The sequence below is a fragment of the Streptomyces sp. NPDC045955 genome (genome assembly GCF_056430805.1).
On the sequence record NZ_JBWKKY010000009.1, the window covers coordinates 47,419 to 71,995 of the forward strand.

Annotated in this window: 19 protein-coding genes; 6 read left to right on the forward strand and 13 right to left on the reverse strand. The window is 72.1% G+C overall.

Annotation, left to right across the window (positions count from 1 at the left end; translation table 11 throughout):
- Window positions 1-43: 43 nt before the first annotated feature.
- From AC07F0_RS19855 to AC07F0_RS19865, 3 genes are all read right to left on the reverse strand, one after another.
- Entirely contained in the window at window positions 44-1,693 is a 1,650-nt protein-coding gene (locus AC07F0_RS19855; protein WP_478980519.1) for an RICIN domain-containing protein, read from the reverse strand.
- 288 nt (window positions 1,694-1,981) lie between these two features.
- A complete protein-coding gene (locus AC07F0_RS19860; RefSeq protein ID WP_436731030.1) occupies window positions 1,982-2,359 on the reverse strand; it encodes a toxin Doc in 378 nt (125 codons plus the stop codon).
- 3 nt (window positions 2,360-2,362) lie between these two features.
- Complete coding sequence (locus AC07F0_RS19865) at window positions 2,363-2,608, reverse strand: hypothetical protein (protein ID WP_029181219.1); 246 nt, start codon at window positions 2,606-2,608, stop codon at window positions 2,363-2,365.
- A gap of 186 nt (window positions 2,609-2,794) precedes the next feature.
- Here AC07F0_RS19865 and AC07F0_RS19870 point away from each other — a divergent pair, with 186 nt between their 5' ends.
- On the forward strand, window positions 2,795-3,727 hold the full coding sequence (locus AC07F0_RS19870; protein ID WP_478980521.1) for a sigma-70 family RNA polymerase sigma factor: 933 nt from the start codon (window positions 2,795-2,797) through the stop codon (window positions 3,725-3,727).
- Entirely contained in the window at window positions 3,724-5,217 is a 1,494-nt protein-coding gene (qcrB, locus tag AC07F0_RS19875; RefSeq protein ID WP_478980523.1) for a cytochrome bc1 complex cytochrome b subunit, read from the forward strand. The genes AC07F0_RS19870 and qcrB overlap by 4 nt, the downstream gene beginning before the upstream one ends.
- Here qcrB and AC07F0_RS19880 read toward each other — a convergent pair.
- The 3 genes from AC07F0_RS19880 to AC07F0_RS19890 form a co-directional block, all read right to left on the reverse strand.
- Window positions 5,177-5,968: an alpha/beta fold hydrolase gene (locus tag AC07F0_RS19880; protein ID WP_478980525.1), complete on the reverse strand. Its 792-nt coding sequence runs from the start codon at window positions 5,966-5,968 to the stop codon at window positions 5,177-5,179. The two genes, qcrB and AC07F0_RS19880, sit on opposite strands and share 41 nt — an antisense overlap.
- 77 nt (window positions 5,969-6,045) lie before the next feature.
- Window positions 6,046-8,289, reverse strand: coding sequence for a glycoside hydrolase family 9 protein (locus AC07F0_RS19885; protein WP_478980527.1), 2,244 nt, complete (start codon window positions 8,287-8,289; stop codon window positions 6,046-6,048).
- Window positions 8,290-8,443: 154 nt separating this feature from the next.
- Window positions 8,444-11,539 carry a glycoside hydrolase family 2 TIM barrel-domain containing protein gene (locus tag AC07F0_RS19890; RefSeq protein WP_478980529.1) on the reverse strand — a complete coding sequence of 1,032 codons (3,096 nt, stop codon included), beginning with the start codon at window positions 11,537-11,539 and terminating at the stop codon, window positions 8,444-8,446.
- Between the two features lie 258 nt (window positions 11,540-11,797).
- Here AC07F0_RS19890 and AC07F0_RS19895 point away from each other — a divergent pair, with 258 nt between their 5' ends.
- Together AC07F0_RS19895 and AC07F0_RS19900 are read left to right on the forward strand one after the other, a co-directional pair.
- Window positions 11,798-14,194: a SpoIIE family protein phosphatase gene (locus tag AC07F0_RS19895; RefSeq protein ID WP_478980531.1), complete on the forward strand. Its 2,397-nt coding sequence runs from the start codon at window positions 11,798-11,800 to the stop codon at window positions 14,192-14,194.
- 117 nt (window positions 14,195-14,311) lie between these two features.
- Window positions 14,312-15,538 carry an SLC13 family permease gene (locus AC07F0_RS19900; RefSeq protein ID WP_478980533.1) on the forward strand — a complete coding sequence of 409 codons (1,227 nt, stop codon included), beginning with the start codon at window positions 14,312-14,314 and terminating at the stop codon, window positions 15,536-15,538.
- A gap of 12 nt (window positions 15,539-15,550) precedes the next feature.
- Here AC07F0_RS19900 and AC07F0_RS19905 read toward each other — a convergent pair whose 3' ends face one another.
- Window positions 15,551-17,659 carry a ricin-type beta-trefoil lectin domain protein gene (locus tag AC07F0_RS19905; protein ID WP_478980535.1) on the reverse strand — a complete coding sequence of 703 codons (2,109 nt, stop codon included), beginning with the start codon at window positions 17,657-17,659 and terminating at the stop codon, window positions 15,551-15,553.
- Between the two features lie 380 nt (window positions 17,660-18,039).
- On the reverse strand, window positions 18,040-19,005 hold the full coding sequence (locus AC07F0_RS19910) for a helix-turn-helix domain-containing protein (RefSeq protein WP_478980537.1): 966 nt from the start codon (window positions 19,003-19,005) through the stop codon (window positions 18,040-18,042).
- Between the two features lie 63 nt (window positions 19,006-19,068).
- Between AC07F0_RS19910 and AC07F0_RS19915 the strand changes: the two genes are divergently transcribed.
- Entirely contained in the window at window positions 19,069-19,908 is an 840-nt protein-coding gene (locus tag AC07F0_RS19915) for a phytanoyl-CoA dioxygenase family protein (protein WP_478980538.1), read from the forward strand.
- Between the two features lie 132 nt (window positions 19,909-20,040).
- Here AC07F0_RS19915 and AC07F0_RS19920 read toward each other — a convergent pair whose 3' ends face one another.
- From AC07F0_RS19920 to AC07F0_RS19930, 3 genes are all read right to left on the reverse strand, one after another.
- Entirely contained in the window at window positions 20,041-21,009 is a 969-nt protein-coding gene (locus AC07F0_RS19920) for an aldo/keto reductase (protein WP_478980540.1), read from the reverse strand.
- A gap of 574 nt (window positions 21,010-21,583) precedes the next feature.
- Window positions 21,584-22,120: a flavoprotein gene (locus AC07F0_RS19925; protein ID WP_478980542.1), complete on the reverse strand. Its 537-nt coding sequence runs from the start codon at window positions 22,118-22,120 to the stop codon at window positions 21,584-21,586.
- A 28-nt stretch (window positions 22,121-22,148) separates the two neighbouring features.
- Window positions 22,149-22,607: a nuclear transport factor 2 family protein gene (locus AC07F0_RS19930; protein WP_478980544.1), complete on the reverse strand. Its 459-nt coding sequence runs from the start codon at window positions 22,605-22,607 to the stop codon at window positions 22,149-22,151.
- 74 nt (window positions 22,608-22,681) lie between these two features.
- Between AC07F0_RS19930 and AC07F0_RS19935 the strand changes: the two genes are divergently transcribed.
- Window positions 22,682-22,846 (forward strand): hypothetical protein, encoded by a 165-nt coding sequence (locus AC07F0_RS19935; protein ID WP_478980546.1) that lies wholly within the window; start codon window positions 22,682-22,684, stop codon window positions 22,844-22,846.
- Window positions 22,847-22,855: 9 nt separating this feature from the next.
- On the opposite strand, the gene AC07F0_RS19940 is transcribed toward AC07F0_RS19935, so the two are convergent.
- Both AC07F0_RS19940 and AC07F0_RS19945 read right to left on the reverse strand, forming a co-directional pair.
- A complete protein-coding gene (locus AC07F0_RS19940; RefSeq protein WP_356929129.1) occupies window positions 22,856-23,056 on the reverse strand; it encodes a ferredoxin in 201 nt (66 codons plus the stop codon).
- A 12-nt stretch (window positions 23,057-23,068) separates the two neighbouring features.
- Window positions 23,069-24,265 (reverse strand): cytochrome P450, encoded by a 1,197-nt coding sequence (locus AC07F0_RS19945; RefSeq protein ID WP_478980548.1) that lies wholly within the window; start codon window positions 24,263-24,265, stop codon window positions 23,069-23,071.
- Between the last annotated feature and the right edge of the window lie 312 nt (window positions 24,266-24,577).

Genomic DNA, 24,577 nt, shown 5'->3' on the forward strand with positions numbered 1-24,577 from the left:
ACGCGTGCGCCGCGCGGCCCCGCTCAGGCGCCTGGGCCCGTGCTCACGCCGTCCGGCCCTGGGGCACGGTCACCTGCCGGGCCGCCGGACCCTGCTGCTCCTCGATCGACAGGGAACCCGCCGTCGTCGGCACGGGCTCGGCCTGCCAGCGCTGTACGTCGGAGCGGTCGCGGACCTTGACGACGATGTCGGCACCGGGGTCGTCATGGGTGGCGGCCAGGGCGAGCTGCTCGTCCCAGCGGGGCAGCAACTGCCCCTGCACGGTGAGGTCGTAACGCACGTCGTCGGTCCGCTCGGCGTCCTCCTCGACGCAGGTGCCGAGGACGACGACGCCGGCGTCCTTGTGCGAGTCCAGGCACAGTCCGGGATCGGCGACGCTGCGCAGCAGCCCGTCGTTCTCGTACGTCCACTGCTGGGTCCATGCCGCCGAGCACTTGGCCAGCTCGGTCCCCGCGCCCTCCTTCGGCAGGTCCCGGACGTCGAGGCACAGGTCGGCGCCGGCGTTGCGCAGCCGTGCCACGCCCGGTGCCGTGGGAAGCCCGGCCGTGCCGGGCGGGGTCACGGTCCTTGCGCCGTTGCCGCCGGCGGCACTGTTGGAGCCGGCCGGGTCGGCCTGGCCGCCGTCGTAGGACGACGCGCTGATGATGAGCACGGTCGCCAGCACCCCGGCCGACACCGCGCCGACGCCCGAGAGCAGCGCCCGTGAGGAGCGCAAGGCGTCCGGGATGCGCACGCCCTGGACCCGGCGGACCTGCACGGGGATCCGGGACAGCAGGCGGTGGCGTCCGCCCCCGGGCCGCCCGTCACCGCGCCCTGCGCCGCGCCGGCCCGCGCGTCCGCCCCGCGTGCCGTGCGAGGTCCGGCCCGGGCGGGAGTCGAGGTAGCGGCGGGCGCCCCAGCCGAGGACCGCTTCGGCGATCAGCAGGCCCAGCCCACCCTCGAAATGGCTCAGTTGTTCGGCCGCGTCGCGGCAGTAGCGGCACTCCGCGAGATGCTCCTGGACGTCCGGCAGCAGTGCGCCGCCCCGGCGGATCGGCACGTCGAGGAGGCGGTTGTAGAAGCGGCAATCCTGCGTCGGCGCGAGTTCACTATGGGCATGTACACAACCCTCGCGAAATTTATCACGCGCTTGTTCGACCGCAGCCGACGCGAGGTCCGTATCCATGCCCAGGAGACCGGCCGGGACGCTTAAAGGATCGGCCTCGACCTCGACATGCCAGAGCAAACAGCGCGCGGCTGCGGGAAGTGCCTGAAATGCCCGCTCCGCGAGGACGCGATTTTCGGGCGTCATGGACGTCGCCGCGCGCAGCCCGCGCCCTCCGGCCGGTTTCTGCAGCGCCGGCAGTACGGCGGATATTCGATCGTCGCCGGACCACTCGCGGATCGTGTCGCGCACGGTCACCAGAAGCGCCGGGCGCAGCGCGACGGCCGACTCACCGAAGGCGAGGCGGTTCAGGGTCCGGTGGAAGGCGGTCCCGGTGACCATCTCGGCGACCTGCGCCGACGAGGCGAGACAGATGACCGCGTACTCGTACACCGGCTGCCAGTGCCGCGCCATCAGCAGTGCGACGGAATGGGCGGCGACGCCGCCCTCCGGACTGCCTCTCAGCGGGGCGGCGAGAGATTCGTCGGATTCCCCTGGATCCCCGCCGGGCGGGGGATACGGAGGGCGAGGGGGGTGGGGGGTGGGCACTGAGACGGTTCCTTCCCACGCGCATGTGGCACCAGAAGTCCTGCCGCCGAAAAAGGAGCCCGGTTGGTGCGTACCTTTTTGACGGGGCGCGGGAGGTGCGAATTCACCGACGGCGAATCGGACCCGGTCTACAAAACGCGTGCGACACCCGGCCATTCCCCCCGCACGTGTGTTTCACTCTTCCACAACCCCCACACGGCCAACAAGGCGCCGGTGCAACATCAAGCCCATTGACAGAAAGTCAGAAATGGGAACACGCACACGCCTTTCGTACCGGTTTTCGACCCTTCAGATCTGCCAGGACCGCAGCCGGTCCGCCGCACCGTAGACGTCGGTCGTGCCGGATATCAGGTCGCGGGCGAGGTCGACGAGCGCGCCGTAGGGCGGGTCGATGCCGACGCCGCTGACGAACATGTACGCCACGGCCGTCGCACATGCGAAGCGGGCATTGGCCGACGGGAGCGGCCGCAGCAGGGTGATGGTGTGCAGCAGCGCGGCGGCTCGCCAGGCCGGGTCGGAGTTGACGCCGAGGCGGGGCGGGTCGACACGGTGCCGGGCGACAGCGGCCACCAACGCGGAGAAGTCGTTGATGGTGGGCTGGTCCGGCAGGACCTCTTCGTGGCGCTGGAGCAGCCAGGGCACGTCGATATGGAGGACGGGTGCCATCGGTCAGGCAGCCCGCCCCTCGCCCTTGGCGCGCGGTTCGTCGTCCGGGAAGGCGGCGGCGAACTCGTCGGCGTGGGTCGCGAAGAACCTGCGGAAGGCCTCCGCGCCCTCCTGCAGCGCCCGGTGGCGGGCTATGTCGGCGGCGGCCGCCTCCCGCACGAGCGCCTTCATGGACGTACCGCGCTCCTTGGCGATCTGCCGCAGGTCCTCAAGTTCGCGGTCGCTGAACTCCACGTTGAGAGCTGGCATGCCTTCACGGTACCGCTCGGGTACTGACTCGTAAATAAACCCAGGTCAGAGGGTTGAGCCGATGGTACCGAAGGCGGTGCGTCACGAGTCATCCCCTGAGATCTGCATCACATCACACCGTGCGATGTCACATTCCGGGTCCCCACGCGGCTCGCAGTAGTGAGCGCGTCTCTGGGAGGACCACGCATGACCGAGATCCCCGTACCCGGCATCGCCGCCCCGCTCGACGAGGCGACCGGGGTGTTCGTCGACCACCGCGAACTGCTGTTCGGCGTCGTCTACAACATGCTGGGCAGTGTCGCCGACACCGAGGACGTCCTGCAGGAGACATGGCTGTCCTGGACCGCCCGCGGCGGGGGCGCTCCCCTGGCCGGCGTCGACAATCCCCGGGCCTATCTCGTCCGGGTGGCGGTCAACCACGCGCTGCGGCGCCGCGCCGTGATCAGCCGCAGGCAGGAGACGTACGTGGGCTCCTGGCTGCCCGAGCCCCTGGTCGCCGACGAGGGCGCCGAGACCGCCGACGGCCCGGCCCTGCGCTCGGAGTCGGTGTCGCTGGCGATGCTGGTGGTCCTGGAGTCGCTCACCCCGCTGGAGCGGGCCGTGTTCGTGCTGGGTGAGGTGTTCGGCTACCCGCACGCCGAGATAGCCGAGATCATCGACCGCTCCCCCGCCGCCGTACGGCAGTTGGCGCACCGGGCCCGGGAGCACGTGAACGCGCGGCGGCCCCGGTACGAGGCGCATCCGCGGGTGCGGCGGGAGGCGACCGAGCGGTTCGTGCGGGCGGCGCTCGGCGGGGACATCGCCGAGCTGATGGAGGTCCTCGCGCCGGATGTCACGGCCTGGACGGACGCCGGCGGCAAGCGCAGGCCGGCGAGCCTGCGACCGGTGCACGGCCGGGACAAGGTGGCCCGTCTGCTCACCTCCGGGCGGGGCGGCCCGAGCAACCCCGTGTTCCGCTACCGGCGCGTCAACGGCGACGACGCGGCGGTGCTGTTCGACGGCGACGCACCGTACGCCGTCCTGGTCCTGGATCTCACCCCGGAGGGCGACCGGGTGCGCGGCATCTACGTCGTGGCCAACCCGGACAAGCTCGCCCACCTGCCCAGGGAGACGGCGTGAGCGCGGTCGGGCGACCCGGGAGGGGCGAGCGTCTCGCCGACTGGTTCGACGGCCGGCTCGGCACCCACACGCTCGGCCGGAAGTACCTGCGCAAGGTGTTCCCCGACCACTGGTCCTTCCTGCTCGGTGAGATCTGCCTGTACAGCTTCGTCGTGCTGGTCCTCACCGGCGTGTATCTGACGCTGTTCTTCCATCCGTCGATGAACGAGGTGACCTACCAGGGCAGTTACACACCGCTGAACGGCGTGCGCATGTCCGAGGCGTACGCCTCCACGCTGGACATCAGCTTCGACGTGCGCGGCGGGCTGCTGATCCGGCAGTTGCACCACTGGGCGGCGCTGGTCTTCGTCGCCGGGATGCTGACGCACATGATGCGGCACTTCTTCACCGGCTCGTTCCGCAAGCCGCGGGAGGTCAACTGGCTGTTCGGCTGGCTGCTGCTCTTCCTCGGCCTGTTCGAGGGCCTGTTCGGCTACTCGCTGCCGGACGACCTGCTGTCGGGCACGGGCCTGAGGTTCGTGCACGGCGCGCTGCTGTCGGTGCCGATCGTGGGGACGTACCTGGCGATGTTCCTGTTCGGCGGCGAGTTCCCCGGCGACGACATCGTGGCCCGGTTCTACTCGCTGCACGTCCTGCTGATCCCCGGGGTGATGGCGGCGCTGATCGTCGTCCATGTGCTGCTGGTCGTCTACCACAAGCACACCCAGTTCGCGGGCCCCGGGCGCACCGAACGCAATGTCGTGGGCGCGCCGTTCATGCCGGTGTACCTCGCGAAGGCGGGCGGCTTCTTCTTCCTCGTGTTCGGGGTGCTCGCGCTGATGGCCGCGGTGGCGACGATCAACCCGGTGTGGTCGTACGGCCCCTACCGTGCCGACCAGGTCTCCACGGGCGCCCAGCCCGACTGGTACCTCGGCTTCGCCGAGGGGCTGGTGCGGATCATGCCGGGCTGGGAGATCACGCTGTGGGGCCACACACTGGTGCTGGGCGTGTTCATCCCGATCGTGGTGTTCCCGCTGCTGCTGCTCTTCATCGGCGTGTACCCGTTCCTGGAGGCGAGGTTCACGGGCGACCGGCACGAGCACCATCTGCTGGACCGGCCGCGCAACCGCCCGGTCCGCACGGCGATCGGGGCCGCCTGGATCAGCCTCTACCTGGTGCTGCTGGCGGGCGGCGGCAACGACATCGTGGCGACCCGCCTCCACCTGTCGATCAACACGGTGACGTGGGCGGTGCGGGTCGCGATGTTCGCCGTCCCGGCGGCCGTCTTCGTCGTCACCCGGTGGATCTGTCTGGGGCTCCAGCTGCGCGACCGGGAGCTGGTGCTGCACGGCCGGGAGACCGGCGTGATCAAGCGGCTGCCGCACGGCGAGTACGTCGAGGTGCACGAGCCGCTCGACCGGGCCCGGCTGCACACCCTGACCGCACACGAGCGGCCGGGGGAACTCGTGCTCAGGAATGCGCCCGGCAGAACTCCCGGACAGTCCGGTTGAACGGCTCCGGGGCCTCGAGGTTGCTGAAGTGCCCGGCGCCGGGCAGCACGACCAGAGTGGCCACCGGGATCGCCTCCAGGAGAGGACGGGCGACGAGATCCACCGGCGAGCGCGTGTCGAGCTCGCCCCACAGCAGCAGGGTCGGCACCGTGATCCCGGGCAGCAGGTCACGCTGGTCGGCCTCGGCCATGACGGTGAGCTCCGTCCGCATGCTCCGGGGCCGGGTGTCGGCGGACATCACGGACAGCAGACGGACGGCTTCGGCCGGTGGCCGCCCGGCGAACAGGCCGGGCATGGTCGGTGCGAACTCCTCGTCCGGGACCGCGAGCATCCGCTCCGCCCCCGCGACCCGCTTTCGCACCTCGGCCGCGGGCAGCGAGCCCTTCCAGCCCGCGTAGGTGTCCACGAGGAGCAGGGTCCGGACCAGCTCGGCGTGGTGCCGGTAGAGCTCCAGCACCACGGTCCCGCCCCACGACAGGCCGAGGACGTGCGCCGGACCGAGGTCCACGTCCTCGATGACGGCCGCCAGGCAGCGGGCGTAGTCCGCCAGGACGAAGGAGGGCGGTACGTCGGAGGAGCGGCCGGCTCCGGGTTCGTCCCAGGCGACGACGGTGAACTCGTCGGACAGGTCCGCGAGCTGCGGACGCCACAGGCGGGCGTCGGTGGTGGCACCGTGCACGAGCACCAGGGGCGGGCCCCGGCCCACCCGGTCGTAGGCGACCTCGATGCCGTCTACCCGCACCGCGTGCATGACACCAGGCTACGCGCGGGTGCCGGAGGACGTCCTGTCGGCGGACTCCCCCGGCACCCGGTGCGCCGGGGCGGTCCCTATCCCTGGTCCGCCACGAAGGCGGCCATCCGGGTCAGGGCGGCGTTCCAGTTGATCGTGTGCTCGTTGGTCGACCAGGACTGGATGTCGTCGATGTAGCAGAACTGACCCACGCAGCCCTGGAGTTTGCTCTGTGCGTAGGGGTCCTGGATGCTTGAGTTCGGCCCGCCCGCGAGGGTGCCCTCCGGCGGGTTCGGCAGGCTCGGGTCGAGCTGGCGGGCGTACCAGCGGCTGTGCTGGTTGTGGGCGCTGACCTCGCCGTAGCCGGTGACGTAGGAGAGGTTCAGGGCGTTGCGGCCCAGGATGTAGTCCATGCTCTGGAGCGCGCCGTCGCGGTACTTCGAGGCGCCGGTGATGTCGTACGCGGTGGCGAGGACGACGGCGTTGTTGAGGACCTGGTGGCTGGAGCCCCAGTCGTACTTGTTGCCGTCCGGGGCGTACGGCATGCCGTAGGGGTGTGCCTTCAGGGTGGCCAGGTAGCGGTCGGCGCCCTTGACGACGGACTGGCGGACCTTGTCCCCGCCGGGCAGCCTGTTCGGCACCGTGGCGAGGTCGAGCCGTCCCGCCGCGCCGGTGCGGGCCCAGTCGAAGCCGACGGGGGTGAAGATGTCGGCCGTGTGGACCGGCGACTTCAGCAGATGGTCCTGGAACTGCTTCTCCCCCGTGCTGAGGTACAGCTCGGCCGCCGCCCAGTAGAAGTCGTCGGTGACGTCACTGTCGGCGTAGGCGCCGCCGCCGACGCCGTCGCTCTCCGAGGCGTAGCGGCCGGGGTGGGCGAGCGCCGCCGTCCAGGCCTTGCGGGCGGCAGTCAGCGCCCGGTGGGCGAAGGCCTTGTCGTAGGGCCGGTAGAGGCGGGCCGCCTGTGCGGCCGTGGCGGCCAGGTTCAGGGTCGCGGCCGTGGACGGCGGGTGCAGTTCGCGCTTCTGCGGGTCGTCGCTGGGCAGCAGCGGCAGTCCGGTCCACTGCTCGTCGTGCATCTTGTGATGGGCCATGCCGGCCAGCGGCTTGCCGTCGGGTACCTGCATCCTGAGCAGGAACTCCAGTTCCCAGCGGGCCTCGTCGAGGATGTCGGGGACCTTGTTGCCGCTCTCGGGGATGGCGAGCGTGCCGTCGCCGAGCTTTCGGGGGTCGCCGGTGCGGGCGTGCAGCGCGCGTTCGTGGGTGCTCAGCACCTCCCAGGTGGAGATGCCGCCGTTGACGACGTACTTGCCGTGGTCGCCGGCGTCGTACCAGCCGCCGCTGACGTCCAGGGTGTAGTCGCAGACGCCGGGCTGGCACGGGACGTCGGTGTCGCCCTTGTTGGGGGCCACGCCCAGGTGGCCGGCCGGGCGGCCGTAGCCGGGTCGCAGGTCGTCGCGTATCGCGATGCCGCTGCGCTGGGTGTAGTAGTACTTCGCCGAGTCCAGCCGGAGCCGCTCATAGGCGCTCGCGTCGATGTCGAAGGGACGGCTGGTCTCGCCGTCGGCGACGAGCGTGAGGCCGTTGCCCTGCTTGCGGTACGCGCCGAAGTCGATCGAGTGGACGTTCTGCCCGGAGGAGGCGTCGACGCCGCGCGGCACGGTCGTGCCCCGGGCGACCGTCTTCCCGCCGGAGGTCCTCAGCTCCCAGGGCAGCTTCGCCGTGGCGTCGGTGACGAGGGTGGCGTTCTTCGGCCCGGCGGGCAGATAGGCGACCTGGTTGACGCGGACCCGGGGCCCGGTGTCGGGCTCGTACGGCTCCGGCGTCACCCCGCCGAGCAGGGAGACGTCGTCCATACAGAAGCGCCAGGGATCCGCGCTGCCGCCGAGCTGGAAGCCGACCTGGCCCTGGGCGGTGTCGGCGGGTGCGGTGAAGGTGTAGGAGTAGGTGTCACCGGAGACGCTGAGCTGCGGTGTCACCTCGTGGTAGGTGTCGTAGGGCGACACCGACAGGCCCACGATCGCCCGCACGACGTGCCCGGCGGGCGTGCCGGTCGCGCTGAAGGAGAAGCGGTACGACTCCCCCTTCACGAGGGTGATGTCGTTCTGCCCCACGGCGGCGTCCCAGCGGTTGGTGGTGCCGCCGGGGACGTCGGCGCAGAGCCGGCCGTCGGACACCCCCGCGGTCACGTTGCTGGTGGCCCACCACGGGTCCATGGTCGTGTCGAAGGTGCCGTTCCTGACCTGCTCGACCTCCTCGGCCCCGGCCGGTGCGGAGGGCAGCGCGGTGAGCGCGGTCGCCAGCAGGGCCGTCAGGGACAGCAGGGCGGTTCTGCGTCGTTTCACGTCCGGGCTCCTCTGGAGAGGTGCGGGTGGCGCTCGACGTGGGAGCGCTCCCAGATGTGGATGCCCGCCATGGTTGTGGCTGATGTGACGCCTCGTCAACGGTCCGGACAGGACTGGCTGTTCGCCGCCCGTCCGGACCGTCGTGCCCGAGATGTCAGGCGGCCGGGGTCTCCAGCCTGCTGATGCGGAGGGCGCCCCGGGCCTCGTCGGGGTGGCGGCTCGTCATCGTGAGCCGGATCCGGGAGCCGCGGACGGCCTTGAAGGTGATCACGGTCGCGGCGTCGGAGGCGGTGGCCCAGTCGATCGCCGTGTCCTGCACGGCCCGCCATGCCCGGCCGTCCCACACCGCCACCTCGATCGCCGCGGGCAGGCTGTGCGTGGCGTCGACGGTGAAGGAGACGTCCACCCGGTCGAAGCCGCGGATACGTCCGTGGTCGACCGTGACCCAGTCCTCGGTGCGGGCGCCGTCGAAGGCGGGCAGCAGGGCCGTGGCCTGCTTGTAGAAGCCGTTGGACCAGCCCGTGGCCGGGTCGCCGTCGAGCATGGCGGCGGGCAGGGTGTCCGGACGGCCGGAGTAACTGGCGTCCGCGTGCGGGTGGTCGACGGGCGCCGGGTGCTCCGGCCGGAAGGCGGGCGGGGCGGTCCCGGCCCGGTCCGCCGCCCGGGTGGCGCGTACGGTCGTCGTGCCGGTGCGCAGGCCGTCGGCGCGGGCGGTCACCCTCAGGGTTCCCGCCTTCGGGCCGGAGCGGACGATGGCGAGGGCCTTGCCGTGGAAGGCGGTGCGGGTGCTCGCCTGGTAGCGCTCGGCGCTCTCCTGGCGGCCGTTGTCGAGCCCGGCGAGGGAGCCGCCCGCCACCTCGAAGGAGAGCAGGTGCTCCGCGTCGGGCACCACCACCCCGCGCCGGTCGACCACCTCGGCGGTCACGAAGACCAGGGAACGCCCGTCGGCGGCGACGGAGTCGCGGTCCGGCGTCAGGCGTATCGCGTGCGGGGCGCCGGCGGTGCGCAGCACGTCGGTGGCGACCATCTTGCCGTCCCGCCGCGCGACGGCCTTCAGCTGACCCGGCGCGTAGGGCACTTTCCAGGTCAGGTGGAGTTTGCCGGCGCTGCCGTTGGGGCTGGTGTAGCTGCCGGGGTAGGGGCCGTCGGTGAAGGTCTTGTCGTCGCCGGTCGCCTCGGTCGTCTCCAGGTACGTGCGGCCGTCGACGGTCTTCTTGGTGTCGAACCGCCGTACGCCCAGGGACCTTCCGTTGAGGAACAGCTCGACGGTGTCGACGTTCGAGTACGCCCAGACCTCGACCGTGTCGCCCTCGGCGTGGTTCCAGGTCATCGGCAGCAGATGGACCATCGGCTTCTCGGTCCACTGGCTCCGGAACAGGTGGTACATGTCCTTGGGGAAGCCCGCGGTGTCGACCGCGCCGAAGAAGGAGGCCTTGACCGGGAAGACGTCGTACGGCGTGGGCTCGCCGATGTAGTCGATGCCCGACCACAGGAACTGCCCGGCGAACCACTTGCGGTCCCGGTCCTTCTTGTGGCCGTACTCGCCGCTCATGGTCCAGGAGGCGAGATTGTTGTCGTAGGAGGAGGTCCCGCGCCTTCCGGGGGTGTGGTTCTCGCCGGTGTTGAGGTGCTCGGGCTCCTGGTACTCGCCCCGCGTCGAGGTCTCCGAGGAGGACTCGGACTCGAAGAGGAAGAGGTGCGGGTAGGCCGCGTGCAGCTGGTCCACCGACTTGGCGGTGTTGTAGTTGAGGCCGAGGCCGTCCAGCTTGGCCAGCATCAGGTCGGCCGCGGAGCCCTTGGCGGGGAGGCGGCGGTACTTGTCGGAGCCGATGACCAGCGGGCGGGTGTCGTCGGCGGCCCTGATCGCGGCGATGATCCGGTCGGCCATGGCGAGACCGGCGGTGGAGGTGGAGTCGGGGACCTCGTTGCCGATGGACCACATCAGCACGGCGGGCGAGTTGCGGGCCGCCAGCACCATCTCGGTGGCGTCCTTCTCGCACCACTCGTCGAAGAACCGGCCGTAGTCGTACCGGTTCTTTCCGGTGCGCCAGCAGTCGAACGCCTCCGCCAGCATGACGATGCCCAGCTCCTCGCAGACCTGGATCACCTCGGGCGCGGGCGGGTTGTGGGAGGTGCGCAGGGCGTTGACGCCCATGGACCGCATGATCTCCAGCTGGCGGCGGACGGCGTCGACGCTGACCGCGGCGCCGAGCGCGCCCAGGTCGTGGTGGAGGTCGACGCCCTTGATCTTGTGGTGGGTGCCGTTGAGGAAGAAGCCCTCGTCCGGGTCGAACCGGAAGGTGCGGATGCCGAAGACCGTGCGGTAGGTGTCGGTGGTCCTGCCGCCGACCCGCAGCTCGGTGTGCAGCGTGTAGCGGTGCGGAGCCGCGATGTCCCACAGCTGGGGGTGCCGGACCGTGAGCTCGTGGGTCTCGGTCCTCTCGTCGGTGACGGCGGCCGTGGTGGAGGTGCGGGCGACCGTCCTGCCCTTCGGGTCGACGATCCGGGAGACGACCTCCACGTCGGCGCCCGCGCCCGACGCGTTGACGACCGACGTGTCGATCCGGACGACGGCCCGTCCGGCGGAGATCTCGGGTGTGGTGACGCGGGTGCCCCAGCGGGCCACGTGCACCGGCTCGGTGATCACCAGGCGGGCCTCGCGGTAGATGCCGCTGCCCGAGTACCAGCGGCTGCTGGGCAGCCGGTTCTGGACCTTGACCGCGAGCACGTTCTCGGTGGTGCCGTCGGTGTGCACCAGGTCGCTCAGGTCGAAGGCGAAGCCGGTGTAGCCGTAGGGGTGGCGGCCGGCCTCCTTGCCGTTGCAGTGGACGGAGGAGTCCATGTAGACGCCGTCGAACTCCACCGAGATCCGCTTGCCGGCGAGGGCGGGCGGCAGAGTGAAGGCGAGGCGGTACCAGCCGAGGCCGCCGGGGAGGAAGCCGGTGCCGCTGGTGGTGCCGTGCTCGGTGGTGGGGGCCTGCTCGATGCTCCAGTCGTGCGGGACCGCGACCTCACGCCACTCCGAGTCGTCGTAGCCGGGCAGGGCCGCGTCGGCGAAGGCGCCGGTCGGGTCGGTGATCCCGCCCGGGTTGACCAGCGCGAAGCGCCAGCCGTCGCGCAGCGCGACGGTACGGCGGCCGGACGTCCGGCGCGGCGCGTCGGCGGCCCACGCCTCCGGAGCACCCAGCAGTGTTCCGGCAGCGGGCGCGGCGGCGGAGGCGAGCAGGACCGATCTGCGCGTGACCGACATGGCAGCTTCTCCCTCATGAAGACCCAGAAGTACTCACAACTGATCGCGAACAAACAGATTCTGTCGAGGTGTCACACTGGGCCGTCAAGGGTGCGGCAGCGCCGTTCTGCCCCGGGGGTCACATCGGCCGGAATTGCGCCTTGACCGTGGGCGGCCGGGCGGCACAGGGGTTACCGGGCCACGTCGGGCGTCCACGGTCTAGTCTGGAACTCAAGCGACCTCCCTGATCACTGTGAGTGTCCGTATGGAGTGGCGACGATGAGCCCGGACGAGCCGTTCGACGATGCCATGGCCGCCCGTGCCGTCATCGCCGCCGACGGCACCCTCACCGAGTGGAGCGAGGGCGCCCACCGTCTCCTGGGCCACACGGCCGCCGAGGTCCTCGGCCGCCCGGCCGCCGAACTGCTGGCCGACGGAGCGGCACCGCCGTCCGTGCCCGCCGACGCCCGCTGGAACGGGGTGCTCACGCTGCGTCACCGCGATGGGCACGCGGTCTCCGCGTGGGTGCTCGCCCACCGCAGACCGCCGGACGGCCCGGAGGCGACCGAGTGGCTCGCCGTCTCCCCTCCTCAGGCCCCCGGCCCGGAGCCGACGGACGACCCGTTGGTGCGGGCGGCCCTGACGCAGTCGCCCTGCGCCACGATGATCTTCGACGAAGAGCTGCGGCTGCGCGGCGTCAACGACGCCATGGCGGACCTCCTCGGACTGCCCGCCGACCGGCTGCGCGGCCTGCGGCCCACCGAAGTCGGCAGCCGGCCGCAGAACACGGAGCTCGAAGAGAATCTGCGCCGCGTGCTGAGCACCGGCAGGCGGCAGGACATGCAGACGTACATGAAGGCCAGCGGCGAGAACCGGGGGGCGCACGCCTGGCTGGCCCGGCTCGCACCGCTCACCGACGACTCGGGCCGGGTGCGGGGCGTGTGCGTGACGGCCCACGACTTCAGCGACCAGTACCGGGCACGGGAGCGGCTCCAGCTGGTCAACGAGGCGAGCGTGCGCATCGGCACCACCCTCGACGTCGCCCGTACGGCCCAGGAGCTGGCGGACGTGTGCGTCCCGGTGCTCGCCGACTTCGTCAGCGTCGACCTGCTCGACGCATGCGACAACGGCGGCGAGTCCGCCGGCCCGCCGACCCCTCCGAAACCACCGGTGAGCCTGCGCCGGGCCGCCCACCAGTCGGTCAACTCGGGCAGCCCCGAGGCCGTGGCCAAGCCCGGGCAGGTGGACGTCTATCCGGAGACCTCCCCGCAGGCCGCCTCGCTCATCGCGGGGCGCACGGTCGTGGCGCCCGGAACCGACGGCAGCGACCTCGAGAAGTGGCTGGCCTGGGACCCGGTCCGGTTCCGGCGGATCCGCGAGTACGGCATCCACTCGACGATGTCCGTGCCGCTCCAGGCCAGGGGCTCGACCCTCGGGGTCGCGGTCTTCACCCGCTTCCGGCGCCCGGAGCCCTTCACCGACGACGACGTGCTGCTGGCCGAGGAGGTCACGGCCCGCGCCGCCGTCTGCATCGACAACGCCCGCCGTTACTCACGCGAGCGCGAGACGACGCTCACCCTGCAACGCAGCCTGCTGCCCCGCAAGCTGCCGCGCACGGCCGCCGTGGAGGCGGCCTCCCGCTATCTGCCCGCCACCCGCTCCGGCGTGGGCGGCGACTGGTTCGACGTGATCCCGCTGTCCGGGATGCGCGTCGCGATGGTCGTCGGCGACGTGGTCGGGCACGGCATCCAGGCCTCGGCCACCATGGGCCGGCTGCGCACTGCCGTCCGCACCCTCGCCGACATCGACCTGGCCCCCGACGAGCTGCTCACCCACCTCGACGACCTGGTCGTCCGGCTGTCCCAGGAGTCCGGTGTCGACGCCGGCACCGGGGAGGTGGGCGCGACCTGCCTGTACGCCGTGTACGACCCCGTGTCGCGGCGCTGCACCCTGGCCCGGGCCGGGCACCCGCAGCCCATGCTGGTGCCGCCGGACGGCCCGGCCCGGCAGCTCGATCTGCCCTCCGGTCCCCCGCTCGGTGTCGGGGGGCTGCCGTTCGAGAGCGCCGAGGTGGAGCTGCGGGAGGGCAGTGTCCTGGCGTTCCACACGGACGGGCTGGTCGCGAGCCGCGAGCGGGACGTCGACGCGAGCCACCGGATGCTGCGCGAGGCGCTGTCGGCTCCCTCCGACTCCCTGGACGAGATCTGCGACCGCGTGCTGCACGCCCTGCTCCCGCCGAGCGGCTCCGCGGACGACGTGGCCCTGCTGCTGGCCCGCACCAGGGGCCTGCCGTCCTCCCAGGTGGCGACCTGGGACATCCCCGCCGACCCGGCGCTGGTGGCCCCCATCCGCAAGCAGGTCGTCGACCAGCTCGACCGCTGGGGGCTGACCGAGGCCACGTTCACCGGGGAACTGGTGGTGAGCGAGCTGGTCACCAACGCCATCCGCTACGGCGCCCAGCCCATCCGGCTGCGGCTGATCCACGACGCGTCCACGCTGACCTGCGAAGTGTCCGACACCAACCACACGGCGCCGCACCTGCGCCGCGCCAAGACCTGGGACGAGGGGGGCCGCGGTCTGCTCCTGGTCGCCCAGCTCACCCAGCGCTGGGGCAGCAGGCACACCGCCGAGGGCAAGACGATCTGGGCGGAGCTGGCCCTGCTCGACGAGCTGTGACAGCGGACTTCCCGGTCTCGTAGCTCTCTTACCAACCCCTGGTTTCATGGGCGGGCACGCTGTGATCACGCCCCGGAGGACTCCGCCCTGAACACCCCGCTCGCCGAAGTCCTGTCCGTGGCGCTGCTGGCCGCCGTGCTCGTCTGGGCCGTACTCCGTCCGCGGGGGCTGCCCGAGGCCGTGGTCGCGGTTCCGGCCGCCGGGATCGCGGTCGCCGCCGGAGTGATCTCGCCTGACCACGCGTGGGAGGAGATCCAGCGGCTGGGACCCGTGGTCGGCTTCCTCGCGGCCGTGCTGGTGCTCGCGCACTTCTGCGACGTCGAGGGGCTGTTCACGGCCTGCGGGGCGTGGATGGCCCGCTGGGCGGCGGGGCGTCCCGCGCGGCTGCTGACCGCGGTGTTCTCGCTGGCCTCCGTCATCACGGCCGTGCTCAGTCTGGACGCCACCGTCGTCCTGCTCACCCCGGTGGTGCTCGCCACCGCCACCCGGATGGGCGTCCGGGCCCGGCCGCACCTGTACGCGTGCGCCCATCTGTCGAACACCGCCTCGCTGCTGCTTCCGGTCTCCAACCTGACCAACCTGCTGGCCTTCACGGCGAGCGGGCTGAGCTTCACCCGGTTCGCGGCGCTGATGGCGCTGCCCTGGCTGGTGGCGATCGGCGCGGAGTACCTGGTGTTCCGGCGCTTCTTCGACGAGGAACTGACCGCGCCTGTCCCCTCGCCCGACCCCGCGCGGCCCCCCGAGCTGCCCCTGTTCGCCCTGGTGACCGTGGGCTGCACATTGGCCGGGTTCGTCGTGGCCTCCGCCCTCGGGATCGCACCGGCCTGGGCCGCCCTGGCCGGGGCGCTCGTGCTGGCGGTACGGGCGCTGCTGCGGCGGCGGGCCACCCCGCTGACCGTGGCGCGGTGCGCGGCGCCGGCGTTCCTGGCGTTCGTGCTCGCCCTGGGCGTCGTGGTGCGGGCGGTCGTCGACCACGGGCTCGCCGACGCGCTCCACCGGGTGCTGCCCACCGGCACGGGCCTGCTCACCCTGCTGGGCGTGGCCGCGCTGGCCGCCGTCCTGGCGAACCTCATCAACAACCTGCCCGCGGTCCTGGTGCTGCTGCCGCTGACCGCGGGGGCCGGCCCCGGTGCCGTGCTGGCGGTGCTGCTCGGGGTGAACATCGGCCCCAACCTGACCTACGCCGGATCGCTGGCGACCCTGCTGTGGCGGCGGATCGTGCAGCAGCACGGACACCGGGTCGAGGCCGGGGAGTTCACCCGGCTCGGGCTGCTCGCGGTACCGGCCGCGCTGGTGCCGGCCGTGGTGGCGCTGTGGCTGTCGCTGCGCGTCGCCGGGAGCTGAGCGCGCACCCGGTCAGCGGCGGCCGCCTCCATAACCGCCGTAACCGTAGCCGCCGTAGCCGTAGCCGTAGCCGGGGTACCCATAACCGGGGTAGCCGTAGCCGGGGTAGCCGTCCTGGCCGTCCCCGTCGCAGGGGTAGCCGTCGTGGTAGCAGGCCGAGTCGGTGGGGGCCGGGCCGGTCGGTGCCGGCCGCTGTGCCGACGGGGTGGCGGACGGGGTCGGGATCGGGGTCGCCGTGGGGGTCTTCGAGGGCGTGGGGGTGGGTGTCGGGGTGGGGCGCGGCGCGGGGGCGGCGGCGTGCCAGTTGACGGCCTCCATCTGGAGGTCAGCCTTGGAGGTGTCGATCGCCCACCGCTGATCCTCGTCGTCGCCACGGGCCTTGAGGACCAGGGATCCCGAGCCGTCGGTCGCGGCCGGAGCCAGGGCGAGGTCCTGGTTCCAGCGGGGCACCAGGGCGCCCTGAAGGGTGAAGTCGTAGCGGATTTTCTTGGCGTCCTGCTGGGACGCTCCCGCGCAGGGGGCCAGCCGCACCGAGTAGCCGAGGCGCGAGTCCAGGCACAGGTCCGGGGCGGCGCCGTTGCGCAGCAGGCCGTCGGTCTCGTACGTCCACTGCCGGGCGGCGGCCGAGGAGCAGGGGGTGAGTTCGGCCTCCGCGCCCTCGACGGCCTTGTCGTCCTCGACGCCGACGCACAGTCCCGAGCCCACGTTGTGCAGCCGGCCGCGCAGGGCACCCTTCTCGGCGTCGCCCGACCCGATCCAGGACGGGTCGCCCGTCGGCTCTCCCGCACCCGAGCCGGGCGTCTCGGAGGGCCGCCCCGCACCGGCCTGCTGGGGGCCCTCGCCGGAGCTGCCCAGGGACCACAGGACCAGCGGGATGACGACCAGGCCGCTGACGGTCAGGATGCTCACGGAGAGGTTGCGGCGGCGGGCCGAACGGCGGGCCGACTTGTGGGCGGATCTGCGCGCCGCGGCGCGGGGGCCTGCCGCACGCCGGCCGGGACGGGAACCCGCGGCACGCCGGCCGGGAGTGGCTCCACCGGCCGGCGGGACGTCGGGCGGGGCCGGGAAGCCGTCGTGGGCGTGAGCTCGCGCCGCGTCCCCCCTCGCGGGGACGGCCGGCGCGGCCGGCGTGCCGACGGGGTCGGTGAACGACTCCCCGGCCATGCCCGCGAGGACGACGGGGTCGGGGAAGGCGTCCCCACCGGCCACACCTGCGGGGAGTCCGGTCCCCGCGGCGGCGGCCGTCTCCGCGCCGGGCCCCCGGGCGTCCGTCACGTCGCTCTCCGCGACGCCGCTCGGTCTGCTCTCCGCGTACTCCAGGCCGCCCCAGCCGAGCACCGCCTCGGCCAGGGCGGGACCGAGCCCGTGGTTGAACCGGCCGAGCTGGTCCGCGGCAGCGGCGCAGTGCCCGCAGCCCTGGATATGCGCGCGTAGATCCGGGTCGATGCCGTGGCCGCCACGCCGGTACGTCACGTCGAGCAGGCGGAGATAGCGCCGGCACTCCTCGTCGGGCGCGAGTTCGCGGTGCAGTTGGAGGCTCTCCTCGCGCAGCCGGTCGCGGGCCCGGTCCAGTTCGACGCGGGCGCCCTCCTCGTCCAGGCCGAGCAGCCCGGCGGGGACGGCGAGCGGTTCGGCCTCGACCTCGACGTGCCACAGCAGACAGCGCGCCGACTGGGGTAGTCGCTGGAAGGCGCCGGACAGCAGCCGCCGGTGCTGCTGCGGCAGCAGACGGGCGGCCACTCGCTCCCCCTCACCGGACCCGGACAGCAGCTCCGGGTGGAGCATGTCGCGTCTGTGGTCGGTGGCCCACTCGGCGGCGATACGCCGCACGATGACGAGCAGATGGGGGCGCCACGCGGAGGTGGGGCCGTTCTGGCGCAGGGTCTCGCCGAAGATCCGGGTGAAGGCGGCAGTCGTGAGTATTCCGGCGGAACGCGGCCCGTCGGTGCACAGCCGTGCGTAGGCGGAGGCCGCCTCCCAGTGCCGGTCCAGCAGTTCGCCGACGGGGTGAAGTGCGGGGGTCGCCCCGGTCCACTTCCTGAGCTCGGCGCTCAGTTGCTCGTCCGTCGCGCCGATCCTGCGGGCCGGACCCGGAGAATTCGACGGGCCTGCGTCGTTCACGGCTGCATTCCTCTCAAGGACATGCGGAATAAAGTCCATACCAAGGGGTATGTCGACCCGGTGGCCTCGCGCATGCGAAGAAAGGCGTGTTGTCCGGACGCCGACAAGGCACACCTTTGCACAGGTCAGCGACAGGGAACAAGTGATCTCACCGTTTCGTGCATTACGTAGGCGGGCAGCACCTTTTGACAAAACGTCAGTGTGCGGTGCGAAAGGGATTTCCGCACTGTCCGTTCTGCTTTTTCCGGCGCGTTTTCGCCCGGCTCCGGGCGTCGCCCCAAAACCATTGGACTGCCGCCTGCACAGCAGCTCACACCCTCGGACCTTCCCGGCACGGCCCTTTCGGGGACTCCTGCCGCAACCAATGACCACACCGCTGCTCAGCCGCGCGGACCGCCGTGAGCGGCGTTCCGGTACGCCCCGGGAGGTGTTCCGTAGCGCTCACGGAAGACGCGGTTGAAGTGGAACGGACTGGCGAAACCCGAGGCCGCGGCGACGCGTTCCACGGGCAGGTCGGTGCCCTCCAGCAGGCGGGCGGCATGACGCAGCCGCGCCTCGCGCACGGCGCGCATGGGCGGCCGGCCGAGCTGGCGGCTGAAGAGATGGGCGAAGCGGGACGGCGACAGGGAGACCTGCCCGGCCAGCGAGCGGACGGTGTGCGGGGCGCCCGGATCGGCGTCGATCAGCTCCCGGGCCCGTTGGATCCGCGCGTCGAGACCGGGCCGGGGTGCCGCCGGCCGGGCACCGGCGGTGGTGAGGAGGACGATCTCCTCCATGGCGCACAGGGCCAGTTCGCGGGCGGCGCCGCCGTGCGCGACGGCGATCTGACCGTCCTGGGCCGCAGTGTCATCCGCGGCATCCCCCGGGGCCACCGCCTCGGGCGGTGGTAGCCCGGCCCCTGGCCGGCGGGCGTCGGCGTGCATCCGCCGGAACGCCGCCTCGACACGGCCGTGCACTCCGGCCGGGGCGGACGTGACCACGTAGACCCCGTCACCGGCCTCGTACGGCCGCAGCCACGCGGCCCACGACGGGCGGGCCTGGCAGTGCGCCCACCAGAACCGCCAGCGCCGGGCGCCGGGCTCGACCGCGTAGCGGTGCGGGGCACCCGGGGCGAGCACCACCAGGTGGCCCGCGCCGGCCGAGGTCTCCACCCCGCCCTGCCGGAGCCGCCCGCCGCCTGCCATGGTCCAGGTGAACAGCCAACTCGCGGACCCGCGCGGCCGATTGACGCCGTATCCGGGCATCTGGTCGAAGTGGCCGACCACGACCAGACCGGGCGGCGGTGCGGGGTCCCCGCCGGGCTCGTGCTCAGCAGTGCCGGGCAATCCGTCAGCACGCACGGGCATCCCCCTCGGCAGCTCGGTGGCCTAGCGTGTCGTGCCGGGGACACCTGACCGAGGAGTGCGCTCATGACAGTCACGGGCAATGGCGCCGCCGGCGCTCCCATCCTGGACCCTGCCGCGCTCGGGCGGTATCGGGAGGGGTTCGAGGAGGACGGTTTCACGATCGTGCGCGGGCTCTTCGGGGCCGGCGAGACCGAGCGGCTGTGCGACGAGTTCACGGCGCTGCGCGCGGCCGGACCGGTTCCCGGGCATTTCGAGCCGCGCGCGTCCGGGCCGGGCGCCGATCCGCTGCACGTCTGGCCGCGGGTGATGCACCCGCACGAGATCAACGACCTCGCTCGCGACGTCCTGCTGGACGCCCGGCTGCGGACGGTGCTGGAGGTGCTCCTCGGGGAGGAGGTCCTGGCCGCGCAGAGCATGTTCTACTTCAAGCCGCCGGGTGCCCGGGGGCAGGCGCTGCACCAGGACAACTTCTATCTGCGGGTGGAACCGGGCACGTGTGTGGCGGCGTGGCTGGCCTGCGACGTGATCGACCGGGAGAACGGCGGGCTGGAGGTCGTGCCGGGCACGCACCGGATGGACCTGTTCTGCCCGGAGGAGGCGGACGCGGGGGTGTCCTTCGCGCGGGAGTACGTTCCGCCGCCGCCCGGTCTGGCCGCCGTGCCCGTGGACATGGAGCCCGGGGACGTTCTGTTCTTCAACGGCAGTCTGGTGCACGGGTCGCAGCCGAACCGTTCGGGTGATCGGTTCCGGCGGTCGTTCATCGGGCACTATGCGGGGCGTTCGGCCGAGCGGATCGGGGGGTTCTACCGGACGTTGACGATGAGCGGGGCGAGGGTGGCGCTGCCGGAGAGCGAGGGGGCGGGGCCCTGCGGGACGGAGTTCGCGCCGCAGGGGCCCCACTAAAGGGTGTTGCAGAAGGCTCGGTGGCAGCACGTCTGGGGTGATGGCTGACCTGTTGTTTCACCCGACCAGGGCGAGGTTGTGCATGGTAGCGACGGCCTGGCCGCGCCGTTCCCGCGCCCCTATGAGGCGCTTTCAGTGACCGGCGATCGGATGCGGTGTGTAGGGCCGCTCCAGTTCCTCGAGTTCCTTGTCGCCGAGCTCCAGCTCCACCGCTGCCACCGCGTCCTGGAGGTGCTGCGGCTTGGACGCTCCGACGATCGGGGCCGTCACCGTGTCCTGGTGGAGCAACCAGGCGAGCGCGACCCGGGCCCGGGGCACGTCCCGCTCCAAGGCGATGCGGGTGACCGCCTCGACGATGGTGCGGTCGCCCTCCTGGTACAGGTTGCTGCCGAAGGTGTCGGTGGCGCTGCGCTCGGTCGTGGTGTCCCAGTCGCGGGTGAGACGGCCGCGGGCGAGCGGGCTCCACGGCAGCACGCCGACGCCCTGGTCCGCGCACAGGGGCAGCATCTCGCGCTCCTCCTCGCGGTAGAGGAGGTTGTAGTGGTTCTGCATGGAGACGAAACGGGTCCAGCCGTTCAGCCGGGCGGTGTACTGGGCCTTGGAGAACTGCCAGGCGTACATCGAACTCGCCCCGATGTAGCGAACCTTGCCGGCCTTGACGACGTCGTGCAGGGCCTCCATCGTCTCCTCGACGGGGGTGTGCGGGTCGAAGCGGTGGATCTGGTAGAGGTCGACGTAGTCGGTGCCGAGGCGGGTGAGGCTCTGATCGAGCTCGGTGATGATGGCCTTGCGGGACAGTCCGCCGCCGTTGGGCCCGGGCCGCATCCGGCCGTGCACCTTCGTGGCGAGCACGATCTCGTCGCGGCGGGCGAAGTCGCGCAGGGCCCGGCCGACGATCTCCTCGCTGGTGCCGTCGGAGTAGACGTTGGCCGTGTCGAAGAAATTGATCCCCGCCTCGACCGCCTGCCGGATCAGCGGGCGCGAGGCCTCCTCGTCGAGGGTCCACTCGTGCCGGCCCCGGTCCGGCAGGCCGTAGGTCATGCACCCCAGACAGATCCGCGAGACGTCCAGGCCCGTCGAACCGAGCTTCACGTACTGCATCGTTGCTGCTCCTGCCTTCGGGAGGTGTTCCAGGGGGAGCGTACGTGCTCGTGTGCACTCGAAGCCGTCGCGGGCGCACCGGCTGACGGGCCGTCATCGTTGCTGCTCCCAGGCGACCGATCGGCGTGGGACCGGCCGGCGCCCGGGCCGCTGCCGCATCCGCGGCGCAGGTGACCGGCGTCCGGCCGGTCGGGTGCGTACGGGAGGACGCGGTGGCGGCACGACGGAGGAGCTCAGGGTGCTGACCGGGACGACCGCGGCGTCCCTGGCTCCCGCCTCGACCGCGTGGAGCCGGCCGGTCCCGCCGCGGCCCGAGGCCCGGCCGAGGCAGCAAAGGCGGCCAGGCCCGCGCATCGGCAGCCATCCGTCGAAGGCCCGGCTGACGCACTCCGTGGACTGCGCGCTCACCGATCTCCAGCCGGGGCGTGAGGCGACCGCGCGGGTACGGGTCACGTCGGCGTCGGCCTGCTCGGCGGTCGTTTCGAAGCCGGGTTCCGGATGCCGCGCGGGCGGCGCTGCACACCGGCGGCATGGTGGAGGGACGCACGGTCGGGTGCGGCCGACCGGCCGACCGTCAGCCGCGTTCGACCAGGTCCAGGGCCCGTTCCCAGCCGAACTCCGGCCGTTTGCCGTCCTCACCGGATTCTCCGGTGTACGGCTGCCCGAACCGCACGCCCATTGCCCGCAGCCGTTCGAGACTGTCCCGGTACGCGGGGTGGGAGGCCAGCGCGTCGGCCACGCACGGCAGGACGGCGACCGGCACACAGAGCCCCGCGACCTCGCACAGGGTGCCCAGGGCGAGGGTGTCGGCGATGCCGGCCGCCCACTTGTTGACGGTGTTGAAGGTGGCGGGCGCGACGACCACGGCGTCGGGCGCCGGGAACGGGCGCGGCTCGCCCGGGGTGCGCCAGGCGGACCGGATCGGGCGCCCCGTCTGCGCCTCGACGGCCGCGGTGTCGAAGAAGCCGTTCATGGCGACGGGCGTCGCGATGACACCGACCTCCCAGTCGCGTTCCTGCGCGGCGGTGATCAGTTTGCTGACGTCCGCGGCGATTCCAGCGGCGCAGACGACGACGTAGAGGAAGGGCTTCCGGGCGGACTGTTCGGTCATCCCGGAAACCCTAGCGACTCCCCCGGGCTCACCGGACGGGGAACGTGGCTCCGCGCTCGCGCTCCGGCCGCGGGCCGAAGATGCGGCGCTCCCGCTCCTCGATCGGCACGTCGTTGATGCTCGCCTCACGGCGGGTCATCAGGCCGTGCTCGTCGAACTCCCACAGTTCGTTGCCGTAGGAGCGCCACCACCGGCCCTCCGCGTCCCGGCACTCGTACTGGAAGCGGACCGCGATGCGGTTGCCGTCGAAGGCCCACAGGTCCTTGCGCAGCGCGTACTCCCGCTCGCGCTCCCACTTGCCGGTCAGGAAGTCGACGATCTCGGCGCGTCCGGTGAGGAAGGTGTCGCGGTTGCGCCAGACGGAGTCCTCCGAGTAGGCGAGGGCGACCTTGTGCGGGTCGCGGGTGTTCCAGGCGTCCTCGGCGGCCTGTACCTTCTGCGCGGCGGTGTCCCGGCTGAAGGGCGGCAGCGGCGGGCGGTCGGTCATGGATTCTCCTCGGTCGGCTGTGGAGACCGGCGTGACGCGCGCTGGCGCGGCCAACTGGGCGAGGGCGTCGAGCAGTGCGCGGAGCCTCGCCTCCCGACGCGGCGGGGCTGCCCGGCGCGCCGGCCGGGCAGCTGTTTCCGCTCGTCGAGGGTGCCATGGTCGCGGCCGGTGTCACCAGGAGCGCCGGGCCCGCTGCCGAGGCGCGGGAGGCCGTCCGGCTGCTCCTGCAAAGGGCGTGAGGCCCGGCCTCAGCTCACTTTCTCCGAGACGGTGATGGCGCTCACCGGGCAGGCCCGGGCCGCCTCCCGTACCAGGGGGCTGCCGCCGCCGTCCTCCTGGCCGGGCAGCAGGGCACTGTAGCCGTCGTCGTCCTGGGTGAACACGTCCGGGGCGGTCAGGGCGCACTGGCCCGCGCCGATGCAGACGTCCTTGTCGATGTCGATGTGCATGTGGGAAGCCTCTTACCAGATCACGGGGAGTTCCAGCATCCCCTGGATCGTGTCGCCCGGTTTGAAGGGGATCTCCTCCGCCGGGGCGGCCAGCCGCAGCGTGGGCAGCCGGTCGAAGAGGGTGTGCAGGGCGATCTCGAGCTCGGCGCGGGCGAGGTTCTGGCCGAGGCACTGGTGGATGCCGAAGCCGAAGGCGACGTGATGCCGGGCCGGGCGGCTCCAGTCGAGCGTGTCCGGCTCGGGGTAGACCGTCTCGTCGCGGTTGATGACGGAGGTCGCGAAGACCACGCCGTCACCCTTGCGGATCGTCGTCCCGGCCACCTCGATGTCCTCGACGGCCAGGCGCAGCAGGCCGTCGGCGATCGACAGCATCCGCATCAGCTCCTCGACCGCGGCCGGCAGCAGCCGCGGGTCGGCGCGCAGTTCGCCCAGCCGTTCGGGGTGCTGGAGCAGGGTGAAGGTGCCGAGCGAGATCATGTTGGCGGTCGTCTCGTGGCCGGCGACCAGCAGGATGAGCGCCATGGCGATCAGGCCCTCGCGGTCGAGCGCGCCCTCGCGCAGCTGCCGCTGGACCAAGTCGTCGAGCAGGCCGGTGCCGGGGTCTTGCTGCTTGCGGTCGATCAGCTCGCCGAAGTACGCCTCCAGCCGGTCGCGGGCGTCCTCGACGTCCGCCGTCTCCGGGCCGCGCAGCAGCCGGCGTGACTGGGCTTCGAAGAAGTCGTGGTCGGCGTACGGGACACCGAGCAGGGCGCAGATCACCATGGACGGCACGGGCAGCGCGAACGTGCTCACCAGGTCCGCGGGCGGGCCCTGGGCGATCATCGCGTCGAGCCGTTCGTCCACGATCTGCTGGATCCGTGGCCGGAGTTCGACGGCTCGCTTGAGGGTGAAGTCGCCGACGACCATCCGCCGCTGGGCGCGGTGCTCGGGGTCGTCGACTCCGAGCAGGGCCGTTCTGCGGTTCGTGATCCCGGCGAATCGCCGGGTCGGGGCGGGGAAGCCTGGGCGGCTGCGGTTGGAGGACAGCCGCGGGTCGGCCAGCAGCGCGCGGGCGGTCGCGTGCCCGCTGACCAGCCACGCCTCACTGCCGTCGAAGAGGGTGATGCGGGTCAGGGGGCGCTCGTCGCGCAGCGAGTCGTAGGCGGCGGGCGGCTGGTAGGGGCAGGTCCGGTTCTGGGGGAAGGCGACGGGTGCGGTCGTTTCCGTCATGAAGACCTCGCAGACGAAGTGTGCGTCGTGCCGATCTTCATTAGATGCCCCAGGCACCTATGGAGCGACGCGAAGTTCGGCCAGATCGGTGGTGGCGGCAACATGGCCGAGGAACGCCGTCTTCCCGTTCGAACACCGGGTGTCGAGGGCCGGGTTGCGGGAGCCGGGCCCTTGCCGAAGCGGCGGTGCGCCGGTGCCGGTGGGAAAACCGGTTGTCGGCGGGGCGGGGCAGGCCCCAGGATCCAGCCATGTCTGCCTTCGCCGTCCTGCTGCCGCCGTCCGCCGCCGCTCCTGCCGCGCGCCGACAGCAGC

Coding starts and splice junctions, on each gene's coding strand:
- AC07F0_RS19930 (WP_478980544.1), bottom strand. CDS start 22,607: ATGACCGACCGCCCGCCGCTGCCGCCCTTCAGCCGGGACACCGCCGCG.
- AC07F0_RS19945 (WP_478980548.1), bottom strand. CDS start 24,265: ATGACGGAAACGACCGCACCCGTCGCCTTCCCCCAGAACCGGACCTGC.
- AC07F0_RS19860 (WP_436731030.1), bottom strand. CDS start 2,359: ATGGCACCCGTCCTCCATATCGACGTGCCCTGGCTGCTCCAGCGCCAC.
- AC07F0_RS19865 (WP_029181219.1), bottom strand. CDS start 2,608: ATGCCAGCTCTCAACGTGGAGTTCAGCGACCGCGAACTTGAGGACCTG.
- AC07F0_RS19880 (WP_478980525.1), bottom strand. CDS start 5,968: ATGCACGCGGTGCGGGTAGACGGCATCGAGGTCGCCTACGACCGGGTG.
- AC07F0_RS19925 (WP_478980542.1), bottom strand. CDS start 22,120: ATGACCGAACAGTCCGCCCGGAAGCCCTTCCTCTACGTCGTCGTCTGC.
- AC07F0_RS19920 (WP_478980540.1), bottom strand. CDS start 21,009: ATGCAGTACGTGAAGCTCGGTTCGACGGGCCTGGACGTCTCGCGGATC.
- AC07F0_RS19915 (WP_478980538.1), top strand. CDS start 19,069: ATGACAGTCACGGGCAATGGCGCCGCCGGCGCTCCCATCCTGGACCCT.
- AC07F0_RS19910 (WP_478980537.1), bottom strand. CDS start 19,005: ATGCCCGTGCGTGCTGACGGATTGCCCGGCACTGCTGAGCACGAGCCC.
- AC07F0_RS19870 (WP_478980521.1), top strand. CDS start 2,795: ATGACCGAGATCCCCGTACCCGGCATCGCCGCCCCGCTCGACGAGGCG.
- AC07F0_RS19940 (WP_356929129.1), bottom strand. CDS start 23,056: ATGCACATCGACATCGACAAGGACGTCTGCATCGGCGCGGGCCAGTGC.
- AC07F0_RS19890 (WP_478980529.1), bottom strand. CDS start 11,539: ATGTCGGTCACGCGCAGATCGGTCCTGCTCGCCTCCGCCGCCGCGCCC.
- AC07F0_RS19895 (WP_478980531.1), top strand. CDS start 11,798: ATGAGCCCGGACGAGCCGTTCGACGATGCCATGGCCGCCCGTGCCGTC.